22 protein-coding genes are annotated in these 18,812 nt (G+C 70.0%); 7 read left to right on the forward strand and 15 right to left on the reverse strand.

The features are described 5' to 3' along the window. Positions 1–30 precede the first annotated feature (30 nt). Together rph and ACFWBF_RS30725 are read right to left on the reverse strand one after the other, a co-directional pair. A complete protein-coding gene (gene rph, locus ACFWBF_RS30720; RefSeq protein ID WP_385607622.1) occupies positions 31–756 on the reverse strand; it encodes a ribonuclease PH in 726 nt (241 codons plus the stop codon). 96 nt (positions 757–852) lie between these two features. Further along, the gene (locus ACFWBF_RS30725) at positions 853–1,101 is read right to left on the reverse strand and encodes a glucose PTS transporter subunit EIIB (protein WP_385607662.1); all 249 of its coding nucleotides are present in this window, start codon (positions 1,099–1,101) and stop codon (positions 853–855) included. 221 nt (positions 1,102–1,322) lie between these two features. Here ACFWBF_RS30725 and ACFWBF_RS30730 point away from each other — a divergent pair, with 221 nt between their 5' ends. Beyond that, on the forward strand, positions 1,323–2,627 hold the full coding sequence (locus ACFWBF_RS30730; protein WP_385607624.1) for a PTS transporter subunit EIIC: 1,305 nt from the start codon (positions 1,323–1,325) through the stop codon (positions 2,625–2,627). A 293-nt stretch (positions 2,628–2,920) separates the two neighbouring features. Then, the gene (locus tag ACFWBF_RS30735; RefSeq protein WP_385607626.1) at positions 2,921–4,192 is read left to right on the forward strand and encodes a PTS transporter subunit EIIC; all 1,272 of its coding nucleotides are present in this window, start codon (positions 2,921–2,923) and stop codon (positions 4,190–4,192) included. A gap of 97 nt (positions 4,193–4,289) precedes the next feature. Here the strand turns inward: ACFWBF_RS30735 and ACFWBF_RS30740 are convergent, their stop codons facing one another. Continuing rightward, positions 4,290–5,042, reverse strand: coding sequence for an MBL fold metallo-hydrolase (locus ACFWBF_RS30740; RefSeq protein ID WP_385607628.1), 753 nt, complete (start codon positions 5,040–5,042; stop codon positions 4,290–4,292). A 195-nt stretch (positions 5,043–5,237) separates the two neighbouring features. Here ACFWBF_RS30740 and ACFWBF_RS30745 point away from each other — a divergent pair, with 195 nt between their 5' ends. Further along, the gene (locus tag ACFWBF_RS30745; protein WP_385607629.1) at positions 5,238–5,648 is read left to right on the forward strand and encodes a hypothetical protein; all 411 of its coding nucleotides are present in this window, start codon (positions 5,238–5,240) and stop codon (positions 5,646–5,648) included. After that, the gene (locus tag ACFWBF_RS30750; protein ID WP_385607631.1) at positions 5,645–5,998 is read left to right on the forward strand and encodes a DUF488 domain-containing protein; all 354 of its coding nucleotides are present in this window, start codon (positions 5,645–5,647) and stop codon (positions 5,996–5,998) included. Before ACFWBF_RS30745 ends, ACFWBF_RS30750 begins: the two co-directional genes overlap by 4 nt. Positions 5,999–6,069: 71 nt before the next feature. Here ACFWBF_RS30750 and ACFWBF_RS30755 read toward each other — a convergent pair whose 3' ends face one another. The 8 genes from ACFWBF_RS30755 to clpS all read right to left on the reverse strand — a co-directional run bounded on the left by ACFWBF_RS30755 (position 6,070) and on the right by clpS (position 11,588). Next, positions 6,070–6,507: a hypothetical protein gene (locus ACFWBF_RS30755; RefSeq protein ID WP_385607632.1), complete on the reverse strand. Its 438-nt coding sequence runs from the start codon at positions 6,505–6,507 to the stop codon at positions 6,070–6,072. A 246-nt stretch (positions 6,508–6,753) separates the two neighbouring features. Next, positions 6,754–7,704, reverse strand: coding sequence for a PLP-dependent cysteine synthase family protein (locus tag ACFWBF_RS30760; RefSeq protein ID WP_385607634.1), 951 nt, complete (start codon positions 7,702–7,704; stop codon positions 6,754–6,756). Further along, a complete protein-coding gene (locus tag ACFWBF_RS30765) occupies positions 7,704–7,991 on the reverse strand; it encodes a MoaD/ThiS family protein (protein ID WP_385607636.1) in 288 nt (95 codons plus the stop codon). Before ACFWBF_RS30765 ends, ACFWBF_RS30760 begins: the two co-directional genes overlap by 1 nt. A 115-nt stretch (positions 7,992–8,106) precedes the next feature. Continuing rightward, positions 8,107–8,214 (reverse strand): putative leader peptide, encoded by a 108-nt coding sequence (locus tag ACFWBF_RS30770; protein ID WP_385236756.1) that lies wholly within the window; start codon positions 8,212–8,214, stop codon positions 8,107–8,109. Between the two features lie 77 nt (positions 8,215–8,291). Beyond that, positions 8,292–8,714 (reverse strand): Mov34/MPN/PAD-1 family protein, encoded by a 423-nt coding sequence (locus ACFWBF_RS30775; protein WP_385607638.1) that lies wholly within the window; start codon positions 8,712–8,714, stop codon positions 8,292–8,294. A 167-nt stretch (positions 8,715–8,881) separates the two neighbouring features. After that, positions 8,882–10,330: an amino acid permease gene (locus ACFWBF_RS30780; protein ID WP_385607640.1), complete on the reverse strand. Its 1,449-nt coding sequence runs from the start codon at positions 10,328–10,330 to the stop codon at positions 8,882–8,884. 329 nt (positions 10,331–10,659) lie between these two features. Beyond that, positions 10,660–11,274, reverse strand: a complete 615-nt coding sequence (locus tag ACFWBF_RS30785) for a DUF2017 domain-containing protein (protein WP_385607642.1) — start codon at positions 11,272–11,274, stop codon at positions 10,660–10,662. Beyond that, on the reverse strand, positions 11,274–11,588 hold the full coding sequence (gene clpS / locus ACFWBF_RS30790; protein WP_385236744.1) for an ATP-dependent Clp protease adapter ClpS: 315 nt from the start codon (positions 11,586–11,588) through the stop codon (positions 11,274–11,276). Before clpS ends, ACFWBF_RS30785 begins: the two co-directional genes overlap by 1 nt. Positions 11,589–11,668: 80 nt before the next feature. Here clpS and ACFWBF_RS30795 point away from each other — a divergent pair, with 80 nt between their 5' ends. Then, positions 11,669–12,997, forward strand: coding sequence for a nicotinate phosphoribosyltransferase (locus ACFWBF_RS30795; RefSeq protein WP_385607644.1), 1,329 nt, complete (start codon positions 11,669–11,671; stop codon positions 12,995–12,997). Positions 12,998–13,123: 126 nt separating this feature from the next. Then, a complete protein-coding gene (locus ACFWBF_RS30800) occupies positions 13,124–13,714 on the forward strand; it encodes an isochorismatase family protein (protein ID WP_385607646.1) in 591 nt (196 codons plus the stop codon). Positions 13,715–13,774: 60 nt separating this feature from the next. On the opposite strand, the gene ACFWBF_RS30805 is transcribed toward ACFWBF_RS30800, so the two are convergent. After that, on the reverse strand, positions 13,775–14,080 hold the full coding sequence (locus ACFWBF_RS30805) for a hypothetical protein (protein WP_385607648.1): 306 nt from the start codon (positions 14,078–14,080) through the stop codon (positions 13,775–13,777). Between the two features lie 121 nt (positions 14,081–14,201). After that, entirely contained in the window at positions 14,202–16,616 is a 2,415-nt protein-coding gene (locus tag ACFWBF_RS30810) for an immune inhibitor A domain-containing protein (protein ID WP_385607649.1), read from the reverse strand. A gap of 382 nt (positions 16,617–16,998) precedes the next feature. On the opposite strand from ACFWBF_RS30810, the gene ACFWBF_RS30815 reads away from it, so the two are divergent. Then, positions 16,999–17,301, forward strand: a complete 303-nt coding sequence (locus ACFWBF_RS30815) for a hypothetical protein (RefSeq protein WP_385607651.1) — start codon at positions 16,999–17,001, stop codon at positions 17,299–17,301. 127 nt (positions 17,302–17,428) lie between these two features. Here the strand turns inward: ACFWBF_RS30815 and ACFWBF_RS30820 are convergent, their stop codons facing one another. Further along, complete coding sequence (locus ACFWBF_RS30820) at positions 17,429–18,157, reverse strand: RDD family protein (protein ID WP_385607653.1); 729 nt, start codon at positions 18,155–18,157, stop codon at positions 17,429–17,431. A 58-nt stretch (positions 18,158–18,215) separates the two neighbouring features. Further along, a partial coding sequence (locus ACFWBF_RS30825; RefSeq protein WP_385607655.1) for an RDD family protein occupies positions 18,216–18,812 on the reverse strand: 597 nt, incomplete at its 5' end.

Here is an 18,812-nt window from a genome sequence, read left to right on the forward strand (position 1 = left end):
CCGGGGCGGGCCCGGCGGTTGCCGTGGAGGCTACAGCTCCAGGGCGCCGAGCTGGATGGCCTCCAGGTCGGCGCAGCCGCCGGTGGCCAGGTCGAGCAGGGCGTTGAGTTCCTTGCGGTCGAAGGGCTCGCCCTCGGCGGTGCCCTGGACCTCGACGAAGCGGCCGTCGCCGGTGCAGACCACGTTCATGTCGGTCTCGGCGCGCACGTCTTCCTCGTAGCAGAGGTCGAGCAGCGGGACGCCGTCCACGATGCCGACGCTGACGGCGGCGACGGTGCCGGTCAGCGGCTTGCGGCCGGCCTTGATGAGCTTCTTCTGCTGGCCCCAGGCGATGGCGTCGGCGAGGGCGACGTACGCGCCGGTGATGGCCGCGGTGCGGGTGCCGCCGTCGGCCTGGAGGACGTCGCAGTCCAGGACGATGGTGTTCTCGCCGAGGGCCTTGTAGTCGATGACGGCGCGCAGCGAGCGGCCGATGAGGCGGGAGATCTCGTGGGTGCGGCCGCCGATCTTGCCGCGTACGGATTCGCGGTCGCCGCGGGTGTTGGTGGAGCGGGGCAGCATCGAGTATTCGGAGGTGACCCAGCCTTCGCCGCTGCCCTTGCGCCAGCGCGGGACGCCTTCGGTGAAGGAGGCGGTGCAGAAGACCTTGGTGTCTCCGAAGGAGACGAGGACGGAGCCCTCGGCGTGCTTGCTCCATCCGCGTTCGATGGTGACCGGGCGGAGCTGTTCGGGCGTACGGCCGTCGATGCGAGACATGGCTCCGAGCCTAGTCGGTGCCGGGGTACGGAAAGACCCCGTCCGGGGCGTCCGGGACGGGGTCGTTCGTGCGTGGGTGGGCCGGGAGGGCTCAGCTCACATCATGTCTTCGATGTCGGCGGCGATCGGGTCGGCGTCGGTGCCGATGACGACCTGGATCGCGGTGCCCATCTTGACGACGCCGTGGGCGCCGGCGGCCTTCAGTGCGACCTCGTCGACCTTGCTCGGGTCGATGACCTCGGTGCGCAGGCGGGTGATGCAGCCCTCGACCTCTTCGATGTTCTCGATGCCGCCGAGCCCGGCGACGATCTTCTCAGCCTTGGTGGCCATGTGTTTCTCCCTGATGTTACGAAGAACGAGTCTCGGCGGCCAGGTACATGGATCCCACCTGTGCGGTCCGCTTTGTCACGGTAACGCACGGTTGGCCCATCTATGCGGGCACATGACCGCTGTCTGCCGAATGATGCGAATGATGGCGATCAGCAGCAGCCTGCCCGCAACTGGTCTACACCAGTGTGCCGCACGTGCCGCCGCTGCCAAAAACGGGCCGGGCAGGGAGGACGCCGATGAGCGCGAGCAGCGCCGCAGCAGCACCACCACGGCAGCAGTGGTGGAACGGCTTGTTCCAAGGGCTCCAGAAGATGGGACGGAGCCTTCAGCTGCCGATCGCCGTACTGCCTGCGGCGGGCATCCTCAACCGGCTCGGGCAGGCGGACGTCTTCGGGGCGGACGGGCTGGGCTGGACGGACGTGGCCAAGGTGATGGCCAGCGCGGGCGGTTCCCTGCTGAACGCCGACCTCGGCCTGCCCCTGCTGTTCTGCGTCGGCGTCGCGATCGGCATGGCCAAGAAGGCGGACGGCTCGACCGCCCTGGCCGCGGTGGCCGGCTTCCTGGTCTACCGGGGGGTGCTGCACGCCTTTCCCGAGGACTGCCCCACGGGGACCAGGGACATCCAGGGCGGCTGCCTGGGAGTGGACGACTCCTTCGCGGAGTACACCTTCCAGAACCCGGGGGTCTTCGGCGGCATCATCATGGGCCTGCTGGCCGCGTGGTTCTGGCAGCGCTACCACCGGGTCAAGCTGGTCGACTGGCTCGGTTTCTTCAACGGCCGCCGGCTCGTCCCGATCATCATGGCCTTCGTCGCGATCGCCTTCGCCGCGCTGTGCCTGTGGATCTGGCCGCCGATCGGTGACGCGCTGGAGAGCTTCTCGGACTGGCTGGTGGGCCTGGGCTCTTGGGGCGCCGGCATCTTCGGGGTGGCCAACCGCGCGCTGCTGGTGATCGGCCTGCACCAGTTCCTGAACGTGCCGGTGTGGTTCCAGTTCGGCAGCTTCACCAAGCCGGACGGGCAGGTCGTCCACGGCGACATCAACATGTTCCTGAGCGGGGACCCGAACGCCGGGCAGTTCCTCACCGGCTTCTTCCCCATCATGATGTTCGCCCTCCCGGCGGCCGCGCTGGCGATCACGCACTGCGCCAAGCCGCAGCGGCGCAAGGAGGTCGGCGGCCTGATGCTGTCGGTCGGCCTGACCTCCTTCGTCACGGGGATCACCGAGCCGCTGGAGTACTCGTTCCTCTTCGTGGCTCCGCTGCTGTACGCGATCCACGCCGTGCTGACGGGTGTGTCGATGGCGGTGACGTGGGCGTTGGGGGCGAAGGACGGCTTCAGCTTCTCGGCGGGTCTGATCGACTACGTCATCAACTGGAGCCTGGCCACCAAGCCCTGGCTGATCATTCCGATCGGGCTGTGCTTCGCGGTCGTCTATTACGCCGTCTTCCGCTTCGCGATCACCAAGTTCGACATCCAGACGCCCGGCCGGGAATCGGACGAGGAGATCGCGGCGATGGAAGCGGAGAACACGAAGGCGTAGCCCCCCGCTCCCCGCGCCCGCCCACACCCCCGCCCACGCCCCCTCCGCCCAATCACCGCAAAAGCCTCGCGGACCCCCCGGGTCCGGGGGGTTTTTGTCGTTCATGTCCAGATGTGTCCTCCGTCATGAAATTCATGGGTTCCTTACGCCGACCCCACCGTGCTACAACTGGTCTACACCACTTGGTGGTGTAGACCATGCGGGCTTGTCCGGCCCCGGGTCCCTTTCTGAGACGTCGCCAGCCCCCCGTTTTCCTTGTCCCCGGGCGGCGCCTTGCCCAATGGAGGAACCACATGTCCACAGCGACGGCTGCGGAAAAGAAGAAGGGCGCTGGCGTGATGGCCGTCATGCAGCGCATCGGCCGGAGCCTCATGCTCCCCGTTGCCGTGCTGCCTGCCGGCGCGCTCCTGCTCCGCCTGGGCGCGGACGACATGCTCGGCGACAAGGACGTCTTCCCGACGTTCATCGTCAAGATCGCCGGTTACATGGCCGCCGGCGGTGGCGCGATCCTCGACAACATGGCGCTGCTGTTCGCCGTCGGCATCGCGATCGGCTTCGCGAAGAAGTCGGACGGCTCGACCGCCCTCGCGGCCGTCACCGGTTACCTGGTCTTCCAGAAGGTGCTCGCCACCTTCACGGACAGCAACCTGCCGAAGGTCGCCAAGGTCGACGGCGACAAGATCATCCACGTGGACGCCGCGGTCAACGCCGGTGTGCTCGGCGGTGTCGTGATGGGCGTCATCACCGCCCTGCTCTACCAGAAGTTCTACCGGACCAAGCTGCCGGACTGGGCGGGCTTCTTCGGCGGCCGCCGTCTCGTCCCGATCCTCTCCGCCTTCGCGGGTCTGGTCACCGGCATCGTCTTCGGTCTCATCTGGCCGGTCCTCGGCACGGGTCTGCACAACTTCGGTGAGTGGCTGACCGGTTCCGGCGCCGTCGGCGCGGGCATCTTCGGTGTCGCCAACCGTGCGCTGATCCCGATCGGCATGCACCACCTGCTGAACTCCTTCCCGTGGTTCCAGGCCGGTTCCTTCGACACCGCCAACGGTGCCGTCCACGGTGACATCGCCCGCTTCCTCGCCCACGACCCGAGCGCCGGACAGTTCATGACCGGCTTCTTCCCGATCATGATGTTCGCCCTCCCGGCGGCCTGCCTCGCGATCGTCCACTGCGCGCGCCCCGAGCGCCGCAAGGTCGTCGGCGGCATGATGTTCTCCCTCGCGCTCACCGCGTTCGTCACCGGTGTGACCGAGCCGATCGAGTTCACCTTCATGTTCATCGCCCCGGTGCTGTACGCGATCCACGCGGTGCTGACCGGTGTCTCCATGGCGCTGACCTGGGCGCTCGGCATGCGTGACGGCTTCGGCTTCTCCGCCGGCGCGGTCGACTTCCTGCTGAACCTCGGCATCGCGGACAACCCGTGGGGCCTGGCCGGCATCGGTCTCTGCTTCGCGGTGGTCTACTACTTCGTCTTCCGCTTCGCGATCACCAAGTGGAACCTCCCCACCCCGGGCCGCGAGTCCGACGAGGAGCTCGCCGAGCTGCAGAAGGCCGAGGCCAAGTAAGCACGGTCGCGGTACGTACGCCAAAGCCCCCGCTCTCCCGGAAAAGGGAGGGCGGGGGCTTCGGCGTACGTGCGTACCGCGGTTCGGCTCCGGTGGCTCAGACCTCGTAGACGGCGCCCGAGTACGCGAGGTCGATCGGGCCGTCGTAGACCGCGCGGGCGTCGGCGAGGTTCTGCTCGGCATCCGTCCACGGCGGGATGTGGGTCAGGATGAGCCGGCCGACCTTGCCGCCGCGGGCGTACTCGCCCGCCTCGCGGCCGTTGAGGTGGAGGTCCGGGATGTCTTCCTTGCCGTGCGTGAAGGAGGCCTCGCAGAGGAGGAGGTCGGTGCCCTCGGCGAGCAGCCCCAGCTCGGGGCAGACGCCGGTGTCGCCGGAGTACGTGAGGGAGCGGCCGCCGTGCTCGACGCGGATGCCGTACGCCTCCACCGGGTGGCAGACCCTCTCGGTGCGGATCTGGAACGGGCCGATCTCGAAGCTGCCGGACTTCAGGGTGCGGAAGTCGAAGACCTCGCTCATGGAGCGCTCGTCGGGGACGTCCTCGTACGCCGTCGTCAGGCGCTTCTCGGTGCCTTCGGGGCCGTAGACGGGGATCGTGCCGCAGCGGCCGCCTTCGTGGCGGTAGAAGCGGGCGACGAAGTACGCGCACATGTCGATGCAGTGGTCGGCGTGCAGGTGGCTCAGGAAGATCGCGTCTAGGTCGTAGAGACCGCAGTGGCGCTGGAGCTCGCCGAGGGCGCCGTTGCCCATGTCGAGGAGCAGCCGGAAGCCGTCGGCCTCGACGAGGTAGCTCGAGCAGGCCGATTCCGCGGACGGGAACGAACCCGAGCAGCCGACGACGGTGAGCTTCATGGAGCGTGAACCTCCGTGGACGGTCCGTGGACGGAATGCGGGCCGTGCGTGGGTCGAGCGTAAGGCGCGAAACCTCCGGTCGCTCCTCCGCGGCGGGCCGTTGTGGGGGGAATCACCTGTGCTGTCACCCGGGGGAGCGACGCCGCGGATCCGGGTTGCCGTGCCGGGGTGTCCGGGCGCGACTACGGTCGGAGTATGGACACGTCCTGGTGGCCTGCGGTCGCCGCGGTGGTGGCCGTGGCGCTGCTCGTGCTGATCCCGTGGAGGGTCCGCGGCACGCGACGGGCGGTGGCGCCGGCGCACGGGCCCGGGCCGCCTCCGCGGCCGGGGGCGGGCGAGCTGTGGTCCCTGGCGGACGGCCGGCCGTGCCTGGTGCTGGGGGTACGGGGTCCGCGGGCGCGGGTCGCGTGGATCACCGGGAAGTACGACGACCGGCGGGCCGGGGTGATCCCGTTGCCGCCGGGGACGGTCGGGGCGCAGGGGCGGGCGAGTTTTCTGGAGGCGGACCGGGTGGCGGAGGTGTCGGTGTGGGAGTTCCGCGGGCGGCTGGGGACGCTGGACCCGGCGGTGTGGGACGAGGTCCGGGGGCTGGGCGGCAGCGGATGATCCGGCTGCGGCGGGTCTACGATCCCCCCGAGCCGGGGGTGGACGGCGTACGGGTCCTGGTGGACCGGCTGTGGCCGCGGGGGCTGTCGAAGGCGGCGGCCGCGGTGGACGAGTGGCCGAAGGCGGTGACGCCTTCGGCGGAGCTGCGGAAGTGGTTCCACGCGGGCGGCTCCGCCGGGGAGTTCCGGGCCCGGTACGAGGCGGAGCTGGCGGGGCCGGAGGCGGTGGCGGAGCTGGCGCGGCTGCGGGGGCTGGCGGCCGGGGGGCCGGTGACCCTGCTGACGGCGGTCAAGGACCCGGAGCACAGCCACGCGTCGGTGTTGGCCGGGCTGCTGGCCGAGGGCGCGTGAGCGCACCGTGCCCCGCCGCGGCTGCGGCGGGGCACGGTGCGAAGCGGGGCACGGCGGCGACGGGCTCGTGGTCAGATGCGGGGAGCGGCCTGCCTGTCCGTGCACAGGGCCCAGATGACGAACACCCCGATGGCGATCGCGATGAGCGCCCACAGGGGCTGGTAGGGCAGCCACAGGAAGTGGAGCAGCACCGAGAGTGCGGCCAGGACGATGCCGGCGACCCGGCCCCACTCGGCACCCTTGAGGATGCCGACGCCGACGGCGACGACGACGATGCCGAGGATCAGGTGGATCCAGCCCCACGCGGTGAGGTCGAACTTGAACGTGTAGTCGCCGATCGGCACGTAGACGTCGTCCTTGGCGAGGGCGACGATGCCCTCGAAGATGCTGAAGACGCCCATGACTGCCATCAGGACACCGGCGAACGTCGTACCGCCGGTGGCCCACGCGCTGGGGGAACGGGCACCGACGGGTGCCGAGGGGGGAGGACTGCCGGGCGTGGTGGTCATGTCGCCACCTTCCTGCTGCGGGGAACCGGTCGTCTCCGAGCCTGCACTCGGACGGCCGGGGGGGCGACCCCACGAGGCCGAACGGGGGAATCCGGCAACGGGCCGGCCGGACCCGGACCACGACCCGGACCCGGAAACGCCGGAAACGCCGGAACGCCGCCGGGTCCGCGTGCTGCGGGCCGGGCGGCGTCGTGAAGCGTGAGGGTGCGTACGGGGCGTAGGGCGTAGGGGCGCACGGGGCGGGCGTCAGGCCCAGAGCTGGCCCTGGAGGGCCTCGATCGCTTCCTCCGTCGTCGCCGCCGTGTACACGCCGGTCGACAGGTACTTCCAGCCCCCGTCGGCCACGACGAAGACGATGTCCGCGCTCTCCCCCGCCGCCACCGCCTTGCGGCCGACGCCGATCGCCGCGTGCAGCGCCGCCCCGGTGGAGACCCCCGCGAAGATGCCCTCCTGCTGGAGCAGCTCCCGCGTCCGCGTCACCGCGTCCGCCGAGCCCACCGAGAAGCGCGTGGTCAGCACGGAGGCGTCGTACAGCTCGGGGACGAAGCCCTCGTCGAGGTTGCGCAGGCCGTAGACGAGGTCGTCGTACCGCGGCTCGGCGGCCACGATCTTCACCCCGGGCACGTGCTCCCGCAGGTAGCGGCCGACGCCCATCAGCGTCCCGGTGGTGCCGAGTCCGGCCACGAAGTGGGTGATCGACGGGAGGTCCCGCAGGATCTCGGGGCCCGTCGTCGCGTAGTGCGCGCCCGCGTTGTCCGGGTTGCCGTACTGGTAGAGCATCACCCAGTCCGGGTGCTCCGCCGCCAGCTCCTTGGCCACCCGTACGGCGGTGTTGGAACCGCCCGCCGCCGGCGACGAGATGATCTCGGCTCCCCACATGGCCAGCAGGTCCCGCCGCTCGTGCGAGGTGTTCTCCGGCATCACGCACACGATCCGGTAGCCCTTGAGCTTCGCCGCCATCGCCAGGGAGATGCCGGTGTTGCCGGAGGTGGGCTCGAGGATCGTGCAGCCGGGGAACAGGCGGCCGTCCTTCTCCGCCTGCTCGACCATGTGGAGCGCGGGGCGGTCCTTGATCGAGCCGGTCGGGTTGCGGTCCTCCAGCTTCGCCCAGATCCGGACGTCGTCCGAGGGCGACAGCCGGGGCAGCCGGACGAGCGGCGTGTTGCCGACCGCGGCCAGCGGGGAGTCGTAGCGCATTACTTCGAGCCGCCGGCCACGGCCGGGAGGATGGTGACGTTGTCGCCGTCCTTGAGCTCGGTGGAGATGCCGTCGAGGAAGCGGACGTCCTCGTCGTTGAGGTAGACGTTGACGAAGCGGCGCAGCGCCCCGCCGTCAGCCTGGTCGACAAGTCGCTCTCGAATGCCCTTGTGGCGGGTCTCCAGGTCGGAGAACAGCTCGGAGAGGGTGGCGCCCTCGCCCGTCACGGCCTTCGCGCCGTCGGTGTAGGTGCGGAGGATGGTCGGGATGCGGACCTCGATGGCCATGGCAGGCTCCAGTGTGGTGACGAAGGTGTGGAAGAGGACTGAGGGAAGTCAGAGTCAGGCGTGGCGGCGCGTGGTGCTCGCGGCTCGCTGCCCCGCGCGAGGGGGGCCGTGCGGGTCAGGCAGCCGGACAGATGGCGCTGGCGAGGCGGCACAGGTCGACGTGCAGCCGCGCCACGAGCAGCGGGCTGCCGGGCGTCTCGATGCTCACGTCGGGGGGAACCATGCGGTCATGTTAACGATTCCCGGTCCCCCGTTTGGAGTGTGATCCCGCATCGTGGACCCCCGCCGCTCACATACTGGTCAGTAGCCTGCCACGACCTGCACTTCCTCCTCCCTGATCACCCCGTCGACGATCCGGTACGAGCGGAACTGGAACTCCCCGAGACCGTCCTTGTCCGCCGTGGAGACCAGCACGTAGTGCGCGGCGGGCTCGTTCGCGTAGGTCACGTCCGTGCGCGAGGGGTAGGCCTCGGTCGCGGTGTGCGAGTGGTAGACGATCACCGGCTCCTCGTCCCGGTCGTCCAGCTCGCGGTAGAGCTTCAGCAGGTCCTTCGAGTCGAACTCGTAGAACGTGGGCGAGCGGGCCGCGTTCAGCATCGGGATGAACCGCTCCGGGCGGTCGGTGCCCGCCGGGCCGGCGACCACGCCGCACGCCTCGTCGGGGTGGTCCTGGCGGGAGTGCTCGACGATCTGGTCGTACAGGGCCTGGGTGAGGGTCAGCATGAGCGACAGGATAAGCAGACGGGCCCTCCCGTACCGAGGAGCGGTACGGGAGGGCCCGAATGCTGGACACAAGCCCTGCGGGGGCACGTTTCCCGGCCGTGGCAGGCGGCCGGGACCCGTGGCCCCGCAGGCGTCAGATGGTCTTCAGGGAGCCTTCGACAGGCCTTTCAGGCGGCCTTGTTGAAGGCCGCACCACGCGGGTTGCGGGACTTCATCACCAGGTAGGAGACACCCAGGATCAGGCCCCACAGCGGGGCGCAGTACAGCGAGACGCGGGAGTCCTTGTCGACGCCCATCATCACGATGACCATGCCGATGAAGAGCAGAGCGAACCAGCTGCTCCACGGGGCGCCGGGCGCGCGGAAGGCGGACTGCGGCAGCTCGCCGCGGTCGGCCTTGGCGCGGTAGCGGATCTGGCAGACCAGGATCATGATCCAGGCCCACATGCCGGAGATGGTGGCGAAGGAGACGACGTAGTCGAAGGCCTTGCCCGGGGCGACGTAGTTGATCCAGACGCCCACCAGCATCAGCGCGGCGGAGAAGGTGGTGCCCACCAGCGGGGTGCCGCTCTTGGTGAGCTTGGTGAAGAACTTCGGGCCCTGGCCGTTGAGCGCGAGGTCGCGCAGCATGCGGCCGGTGGAGTACATGCCCGAGTTGCAGGAGGACAGGGCGGCCGTCAGGACGACGAAGTTGACGATCGCGGCGCCGACGCCCAGGCCCATCTTCTCGAAGGCCAGCACGAAGGGGCTCTCGCCCGCCTTGAAGTTGGACCACGGGATGACCGACATGATCATGATGAGCGCGCCGACGTAGAAGACGGCGATGCGCCACGGCACGGTGTTGATGGCCTTGGGCAGGGTCTTCGCGGGGTCCTTGGACTCGCCGGCGGTGACGCCGACCAGCTCGACCGCCAGGAAGGCGAACATCACGATCTGCAGGGTCATCAGCGTCTCGCCGATGCCGTTGGGGAAGAAGCCGCGGTCGCTCCACAGGTTGGAGACGGAGGCGGTGGCGGCGGCGTCGGAGAAGCCGATGGTCAGGATGCCGGCGCAGATCAGGATCATGCCGACGATGGCGGTGACCTTGACCATGGAGAACCAGAACTCCAGCTCGCCGAAGAGCTTCACGGAGATGAGGTTCGCGGCGTACAGGATGACGGTGAAGATCAGCGCGTACGCCCACTGCGGGAAGCTGTCGTGGGTCCAGTACGACATGTACTGCGCGGCCGCCGTCACCTCGGTGATGCCGGTGACCACCCAGAAGAGCCAGTACGTCCAGCCGGTCACGTACCCCCAGAACGGGCCCAGGAACTCGCGGGCGTAGTCCGAGAAGGAACCGGAGACGGGGCGGTACATGAGCAGCTCGCCCAGGGCCCGCATGATGAAGAAGATGACCAGGCCGGCGATGGCGTAGGCCAGGATCAGGCTCGGTCCGGCCTTGGAGATCGCCTTGCCGGCGCCCAGGAAGAGGCCGGTGCCGATGGCTCCGCCGATCGCGATCATCTGGATCTGGCGGGCTCCGAGTGCGCGGTGGTAACCCTCGCCGCCCTCGGCCCCGGTGCCCTGGCCGCCCTCGCCGGGCGTCTTGTCGTGCTGCTCGACCTGCACAGAGGTCATGTCTTGGTGCGCCTTTCTCCACGCCGACCCGCGCCTTCGACTGGCTGCGGCTCGGGTCCTCGATCCCCCCGGATACGGATGGAGTTGCACGCCGGCGATCAGCCGGTTCAAGCGGGCCGGGGGGCATGGGTGGCGCCCCGTCGGCGGTCGTGAAGATTTATCACGGCCTTACGGGTGAGCGGGGGGTCGAAATGTGGCACAAGGCACGGGAAATTCAGGACATAGACCCAGAAACGCATCAGATCACCGCATGACGGTGATCTGATCGTTATTTGGATTTGAGGGTCCGCTGAGCGAACACTCCGCACCCTTGAGGATTCCCAGAGGTCTCAGAGCGTTTCGATGAGGCTCTCCTGAAGTCCACCCAGCCAGAGGTACGCCATCACCATCGGCTTGCGCGGATCGTCGTCCGGCAGCCGGAAGAGCAGCTCGCTCTCGTCGTCCTCGGTGATGTCCAGGCGGGCCGCGAGCGTGAGCCGCAGGTCGTTCAGCGCCCCCAGCCAGCGCAGCGGGAGCTCGCCGGTCAGCTCCAGCACGGCCGCCCCGTCGCCGGCCGGGATGAGCCCGTCCAGGCTGCGCACGACGGCCAGCGCGTCCTCCCGCTTGCGGGTGCGCAGGTCGTTCTCGGTGAACCGGCGAAACTCCGCCGAGCGGGCGAGCAGCTCCTGCGGGTCGTCCTTGGGCCCCGCGCCCGGGCCGCCGTACGCGTCGGGGAAGAGCCGGGCCAGCGCGGGGTCGGACGGGGGCTCGGTGGGCCCCTCGTTCCCCTCGGCGAACAGCACGGCGAGCGGGTCCGCGTCCTCGGCGGGCTCGGGGGCACCGGGGCCGATGAGCTCCAGCAGTTGCACGGCCAGGGAGCGCAGGATGGAGATCTCGATCTCGTCCAGCGCGGCGGCGGCCCCGCCGCCCTTCAACGCCTCGAACGTCCCCATGGAGCGGCCCATCAGTTCCGGTCCTGGGACAGCGTCGCCCACAGGCCGTAGCCGTGCATGGCCTGCACGTCGCGCTCCATTTCCTCGCGGCTGCCGCTGGACACGACCGCCCGACCCTTGTGGTGGACGTCCATCATCAGCCTGGTGGCCTTGTCCTTGGGGTAGCCGAAGTACGCCTGGAACACGTACGTCACGTAGCTCATGAGGTTGACCGGGTCGTTGTGCACCAGGGTCACCCAGGGGACGTCGGGTTCAGGGACCGCGAAGGTCTCTTCGGCCGACTCGGTGCGTTCGATCTCAATGGGAGCAACACTCACTTGTCCCATGCTGCCACCGTGACGGTCCGGTCGCACAAACGGGCCCTACATCTCGTCAGTTTGACGAGATGTGCGCTAGCATCCGTGACATGAACCCTGCGGACCTGGGCCTGCCGGTGGACGTGCCGTCGACAGCGCTCTTCACGGACCATTACGAGCTCACGATGCTGCAGGCCGCCCTGGCCAGCGGCACCGCCGACCGACGCTCGGTCTTCGAGGTCTTCACCCGGCGGCTGCCCGAAGGGCGGCGCTACGGGGTGGTGGCGGGCACCGGACGCGTGCTGGACGCGGTGGAGAACTTCCGCTTCGACAGCGCCGTGCTGGAGTTCCTGCGCGAGCGGGCCGTCGTCGACATGCGCACGCTCGACTGGCTGGCCTCGTACCGCTTCTCGGGCGACATCTGGGGCTACCCGGAGGGCGAGGTCTACTTCCCGGGCTCGCCGATCCTGCGGGTCGAGGGCAGCTTCGCCGAGTGCGTGCTGCTGGAGACCGTGATCCTGTCGATCCTGAACCACGACTCGGCGATCGCCGCGGCCGCCTCCCGGATGTCCTCGGCGGCGGGCGGCCGGCCGCTGATCGAGATGGGTGCGCGGCGCACGCACGAGCTGGCGGCCGTGGCCTCGGCGCGGGCCGCGTACGTCGGCGGCTTCACCTCGACGTCGGACCTGGCGGCCGGGTTCCGGTACGGGATCCCCACGGTCGGTACGAGCGCCCACGCCTTCACCCTGGTGCACGACAACGAGCGGGACGCCTTCACGGCGCAGGTGGCCTCCCTGGGCAGCGGGACGACCCTGCTGGTGGACACGTACGACGTGGCGGAGGCGGTACGGACGGCCGTGGAGGTCGCGGGGCAGGGCCTCGGGGCCGTGCGCATCGACTCCGGTGACCTGCTGCTGGTCGCGCACCGGGTGCGGCAGCAGCTGGACGAGCTGGGAGCGACGGGCACGAGGATCGTGGTCACCTCGGACCTGGACGAGTACGCCATCGCCTCGCTGGCGGCGGCGCCGGTGGACGCGTACGGGGTGGGCACGCAGCTGGTGACCGGCAGCGGGCACCCGACGTGCTCGATGGTCTACAAGCTGGTGGCGCGGGCGGTCTCGGCGGACCCGAAGGCCCCGCTGGCGCCGGTGGCGAAGAAGTCCTCGGGCGGCAAGACGTCGATCGGCGGCCGGAAGTGGGCGGCGCGGCGGCAGGACGCCGAGGGAGTGGCGCAGGCCGAGGTGATCGGTACCGGGCCGGTGCCGGCGACGCTGGCCGACGCGCAGCTGCTGGTGGAGCTGGTGAAGGGCGGCGAGGTGGTCGCGCGCGAGCCGCTGGAAGCCGCGCGGGACCGGCACCGCGCCGCCCTCGCCGGGCTTCCGCTCTCCGCGACGCAGCTCTCGCGGGGCGAGGCCGTGATCCCCACGGAGTACGCGTAGCGCAGATCCGGACTCCGTCCGGGGGTCCCCCCGGACGGAGTCCGGGGGGAGTTTGAGGCGCGGGGGTCCGGGGGCAGAGCCCCGGCAACGGCGCTGCACACCACCACGAGCCGAAGGGCACCGGACATGCACCGCGCACTGATCGTCGTCGACGTACAGAACGACTTCTGCGAAGGCGGCAGCCTCGCGGTCGCCGGTGGGGCCGACGTCGCCGCCGCCGTCACCGAGCTCATCGGGCAGGCCACCGCCGGCTACCGGCACGTCGTCGCCACCCGCGACCACCACATCGACCCCGGGTCGCACTTCGCGCACCCCCCGGCCCGGCCGGACTACGAGACCTCCTGGCCGGTGCACTGCGTCGCGGGGACCGAGGGCGTCGGGTTCCACCCGAACTTCGCCCCGGCCGTGGCCTCGGGGGCCGTCGCCGCCGTCTTCGACAAGGGGGCGTACGAGGCCGCGTACAGCGGCTTCGAGGGGGCCGACGAGAACGGGCAGGGCCTGGCCGACTGGCTGCGCGAGCGCGGCGTGAGCGAGGTCGACGTCGTCGGCATCGCGACCGACCACTGCGTGAAGGCCACGGCCCTGGACGCGGCCCGCGCCGGCTTCACCACCCGCGTACTGCTGGACCTGACGGCGGCAGTGGCCCCCCAGAGCGCCGCACGGGCCCTGGAGGAGCTCCGCGCGGCCGGGGTGACCCTGAGCGGCCGCGAGGGCTAGTGCCGCGGCCGGAGAGGCTTGCCGGGCGCCGCGCGGCGGTGAGCCTCTCCGGTCACAGCTCTAGGCACCCCCCAGCAGGGCCCGGATCGGGTGCCACAGCTCTTCCGCCCGGTCCGGGGCGCAGCGCCAGAGCAGGCCGTCCGGGTGGTGCAGGACGGCGGTGATCTCGTCCGGGCTCGGCGGCTGGGCGTTGCCGCGCAGGTACACCGCCCGCATCCCGAGGTTCCGCAGCCTGGTCAGGGCGCGGGCGCGGTTCGCGGCGTGTACGAGAACCCGTACGCTTCCGCCCTCGCCGGACGGTCTGGGCAGCGTGAGCGCGACCACGACGTTGCCGCCGGGCAGTCTCACGAAACCTCCACCGGGCATGATCCTCAGCTCCCCCGTGTCTCCCCTGTCAATAAGAACTCGCACCACGCATCTAAACGCGATCGGCCGCCGCCCGCTAGAGGGCGACGGCCGATCATGCTTTGACCTGCGATTTTATCGACTACTTCGCGGCGGGGCCGACCTCGACCGTCATCTGGAGACCGTCGTACGGCTCCTTGACGATCTTGATCTTGGTGTTGGTGTCAGCGACCTTCACCGAACCGGTCGGGTTCTCGTCGTAGTAGTACTTGCCCTTGTGGTCGTCGAAGACCAGGTTGGCGGCCTTCGGCTTGAGGAAGAGCGCCTCGCCGTTCTTGTGCAGGGTGAACGCGTCCGTGGAGTACGCGCTGAACGGAGCGTCGTACGGCTGGATCTTGTTCCGCAGCAGGGTGCCGTCCGACCACTTCATCGGCTTGGCGTTGGCGTCGATCGGAAGGATCAGACCGGAGCCCGGGTGCTGGCTGGTGTTGTTGTCCTTCTGGGACTTGTCCCAGAGCCAGATCAGCAGGCCGTCCTGGTACGGGTAGTGCTCCACCCAGTTCGGCTTGGTGTTGCTGAAGCCGAAGTTGTACGGGCCGACCTTGAGGGTCGAGTCGTACGAGACGTAGCGGCGGTTCTCGGCCAGGTAGTACTGCGGGTACTCCTTGGTGAAACCACCGCCGATGCGGGAGAAGCCCTTGCCGGTCCAGCCGTTGTCGCCGTTCTCGGCGCCGTCGGTGAACAGGGTGGAGCCGTCCGCGGTGACGTTGACGGCGTCGGCCGTGAAGCCCTTGCCGCCCGCGCCGCCGTCCGTCTGGTAGCGGAAGCGGAGGTCGATCTTCTTGCCCGCGTAGGCGTCGAGCGGGTAGTTCAGCGACTTCCAGGCGCCGGAGACGCCGGTCAGCGAAGGGCTGCCGGAGGCGTCGGCCGGGATGGCCGCACCGTCGGCGGTGCCGCCCAGCGCGGTCCAGGTGGCGCCGCCGTCCGTGGACACCTCGGTGTAGAGGAAGTCGTAGTCCGCCTCGATGTCCCACCAGCCCTTGAGGGACAGGGCCGCGGAGGACTTGCCGGTGAGGTCGAGCGACCGGGTGAGGGTGTTCTTGAGGTCGTCACCCATGTTGCTCCACCACTGCGAGGAACCCTCGGCGGGAGCGACGATGTCGGTCTTGACCTGCTTCTTGGGCAGCTCGACGACCAGCGCCTGCTTGTCCTTGGTGTTGAACGCCGAAACGCCCAGCTTGTGGGTGGACTTCGTCGCGGCCTTGGCCGTGTCGTAGTTCAGCCAGCCCAGCTGGAGCTTGTCCCAGGCAGTCATGTCGCCCGGGAGGTCGCCTATGGAGTCCTTGCCGTTGCCGAGCCAGGAGCCCGCCGACATCAGGGACCAGAAGCCGACCGAGTTCTCGCCGCCACCGGAGGTGTCGTAGAGGTCCGGCAGGCCGAGGTCGTGGCCGTACTCGTGCGCGAAGACGCCGAGGCCGCCGTTCTCCGGCTGCATCGTGTAGTCGCCGACCCAGATGCCGGTGTCGCCGATCTGGGTGCCGCCGGCCTTGTTGTTCGCCGGGCCGGTCTTGCCCGCGTCGGTGCCGTAGGCGTACCAGCGGTGCGCCCACAGGGCGTTCGTGCCCTGCACGCCGCCGCCGGCCGACTCGTCCTCGCCCGCGTGGACGATCTGGAAGTGGTCGATGTAGCCGTCGGGCTCGTTGAAGTTGCCGTCGCCGTCGAAGTCGTTGCGGTCCCACTGGTCGTACTGGGACAGCTGCGCCTTGATCTCGGCGTCGGTCTTGCCGGCCTTCTTCTGGGCCTCCGCCCACGCGGTGACGCCGTCACGGACGGTGTCCCACACGTTGGAGCAGTTGGTCTGGCCGCAGTAGTTCGAGCCGTAACGGGCCTCGTTGTTCGGGATCTTGACCCAGTCGGCGACCTGGCCGTCGACCGAGTAGCGACCCGAGGAGGTCTTCTCGTAGTAGGTCTTCAGCGAGTTCTTGCCCTGACCGGTACCGAAGTACAGGTCCTGGAAGTAGTCGCGGCTGAAGTCCTTGCGCCACGCGGTGCTGTTGTTCGTGGCGCGGTCCGGCTGCGCGATGGTGTTGTGCATCGGGCCGGGGGTGCCACCGTACTTGGGAGCCGGGGGCTTGGGGCCGGTCGGGCCGTCCGGGTCGAACATGGTCGTGTTGTCGACCTGGTCGCCGAACTCGACGAGGATCGTGAAGATCTTGTCGGTCTTCTCGCGGCCGAGCTCGACGTACTTCTTGTCGTCGAGCTTGACGACCTTCGAGGCACCGCGCTGCTCGACGCCCTTCTTGCCGCTCAGCACCTGCTCCAGCGCGGCTTCGCGCTGCTGCGCCTGCTGGTCGCTGAACGGGCCCTTGAGGTTGTGCTCGACCTTCTCCTTGGCGGGAGCGGTCGGGTCCTCGTGGTTGGCGGCCGGCGCGGGGGTCTGTCCCGCGACGGTGGCCTGTGCGGTGGTGAAGGCGGCGCCGGTGGCCGCCGTGGCGGCCAGGGTCACGGCGACTGCGGTGGCACGCAGCGCTCGTCGTCTCACGGAATTGCCGGTCACTTGATGTCGTTCCCCTCCCGCGGCCGCGACATAGGTCGGAACGTCTCCATAGGAGCGGGGGGTTCCGCGCGGCGCGCGTCTCAAGTGACGACATTTGACCGGAGAGTCGAAAGAAAAGACAGACCTTGACTTGTTCCTTACAACTGCACTATGCGGGCAAGGAGTTCCGCTATTCGGACGTTCCGCGGCCATACGGGGCGAACGGTACTTCCCGACCTCGAGGATCACCGGAGAATGACCCCCGTGCGCCCCCCATGCTCCGGCACCGTGGGTTAGGTCGCGCTTACCGGTAGTTCCGCTCGGGCATCCACCGTCGTAGAGTCACTTGACGCGCGACCAAGTTGAGCCGACTCCCCCTCCCGCCTTGAGGACGGATATCGCCATGCCGCGTCCGACTGCCGCACAGCTCGCCTACGGGTCCGCCACCGTCATCGTGTCGACGATCGCCATGCTGCTGCTCTCGCAGACGAGCACCGGGCTCGGAGTCGCGGTCATCTCCGCGGCCGCGCTCGCGCTCGGGCTCCTCGTCGCGCTCACCGTGCCCCTTCCACGACGGCGCGGAAGGCACGCGGCGGGGCGTACGGGCCCCGCGGCCGCCCCCGCCGGCCCGGACGCGACCGCGTCGACGGCCGCCCGGGTGCCCGAACCCCGGACGGCCGCGGCCGAACACCCCGTCCACCACTGACGGCGCGCGCCGCCGCCGCACGACGCGGCGTACGGAACGGCGTGCGGAGCCGCGCACAACGCGGCGCGGACGGCCTCCCGGTGGGGAAGGCCGCCCGCGTCGCTCCGAGCGCTGCGCCGTGCGGGTCCTATGCGACGCGGACCACCACGGTCTTGCCGACCTTGTCGTGCAGGCCCTGCTTGTACGGCTTGTCGACGAGCATCGAGACGACCAGCGCGATCGGCCACAGGCAGAAGCAGCAGATCAGCGTCGGCAGCCAGAGCACGGCGGCACGGGCCAGCGCGGCGTTGGACGGCGGGGCGCTGCCGTCGTTGAGCATCGCGACGCGCAGGCCCATCCACTTCTTGCCGAGGGTCTGCCCGTTCTTCTTCGTGAACCACCAGTCGTAGCCGACGTACGCGGCGATCGAGATCAGGGTCATGATCAGGCCGCTGCCGCTGTAGGACTTGGTGATGACCTCGCTGACGTCCTCGCCCTTGTTCGTCTCGACGGTGTAGCGGTTCGTGCCGACGGCCAGCTGGATCAGGAACAGCGGGACGGCGACGATCACCACGTCGATGACGCGGGCGGCGAGCCGCTTGCCGAAGTCGGCGAGCGGCGGCATGCCCGCGAGCGGATCGGGCATGCCGTAGCCGCCACCACCGCCGTACGGGTCACCACCGCCGCCGTACGGCGGCGGCGGCGGATATCCCCCGCCGCCGCCCCCGTGCGGGGGAGTCGGAGGCGGGAAACCTCCGCCGCCGGGGGGCGGCGAGCCGTACGGCGAACCGCCCGACGGGGGCGTCGGTTCCTGTGGCTTCTTGCGGAACGGGTCCTCCTCGGGCGGCTCGCCCGGCGGCGGCTGGTCGGTACTCATGGCCCGAGTCGAACCCGGCCGCGCCGTCCGCGCAACGGGACCGCGTCCATTCGGGGCACTAGCGGGAGACGAACGTGCGGGCGGCCTTGTCGTGCCAGGCCTGGCGGCGGGGGCGGTCCGCGAGGCACCGCAGGCTGCCCGGGAGGCCGAGGAAGGCGTACACCAGCCAGCGCCGCAGGGCCGCGCCGAAGGTGGGCGGGCGCAGCGTGGCGGTGGCCAGGACCCGTACGCCGAACAGCTTCTTGCCCGGGGTGCGGCCCCAACGGGCGGTGGGCACGGCCTCGTACAGGACTCCGAAGAGCAGTACGGCGCCCAGCACCAGGGCGAGCCTGCCGCACACGGCGGCGTCGAGCAGCCACACGGTGGTGCTCCGTCCGCTCAGCCGGGCGGCGTCCACCTTGGCCTGGAGGTGCGCGGTCGTCTCGGGTACGAGGGGCAGCGCGGCCCCCGCCGCGACGGCGCCGAACACGAGGGAGTCCACGAGCCGGGCCGCGGCCCGTCGCGCCAGCCCGGCGGGACGTACGGCGCGCTCCGCCATCCGCTCGAAGACGGCCCGTTCGGTACGGCGGGGGGCGGCGGGCTCGGGTGCGGCGGGCTCGGCGGGCGCGGGCTCCACGGGCTCGGGGGCCGCGGCCGCGACGGGCCGCGCGGCAGC

It is taken from the genome of Streptomyces sp. NPDC060028 (genome assembly GCF_042736725.1).
Taxonomy (GTDB): domain Bacteria; phylum Actinomycetota; class Actinomycetes; order Streptomycetales; family Streptomycetaceae; genus Streptomyces.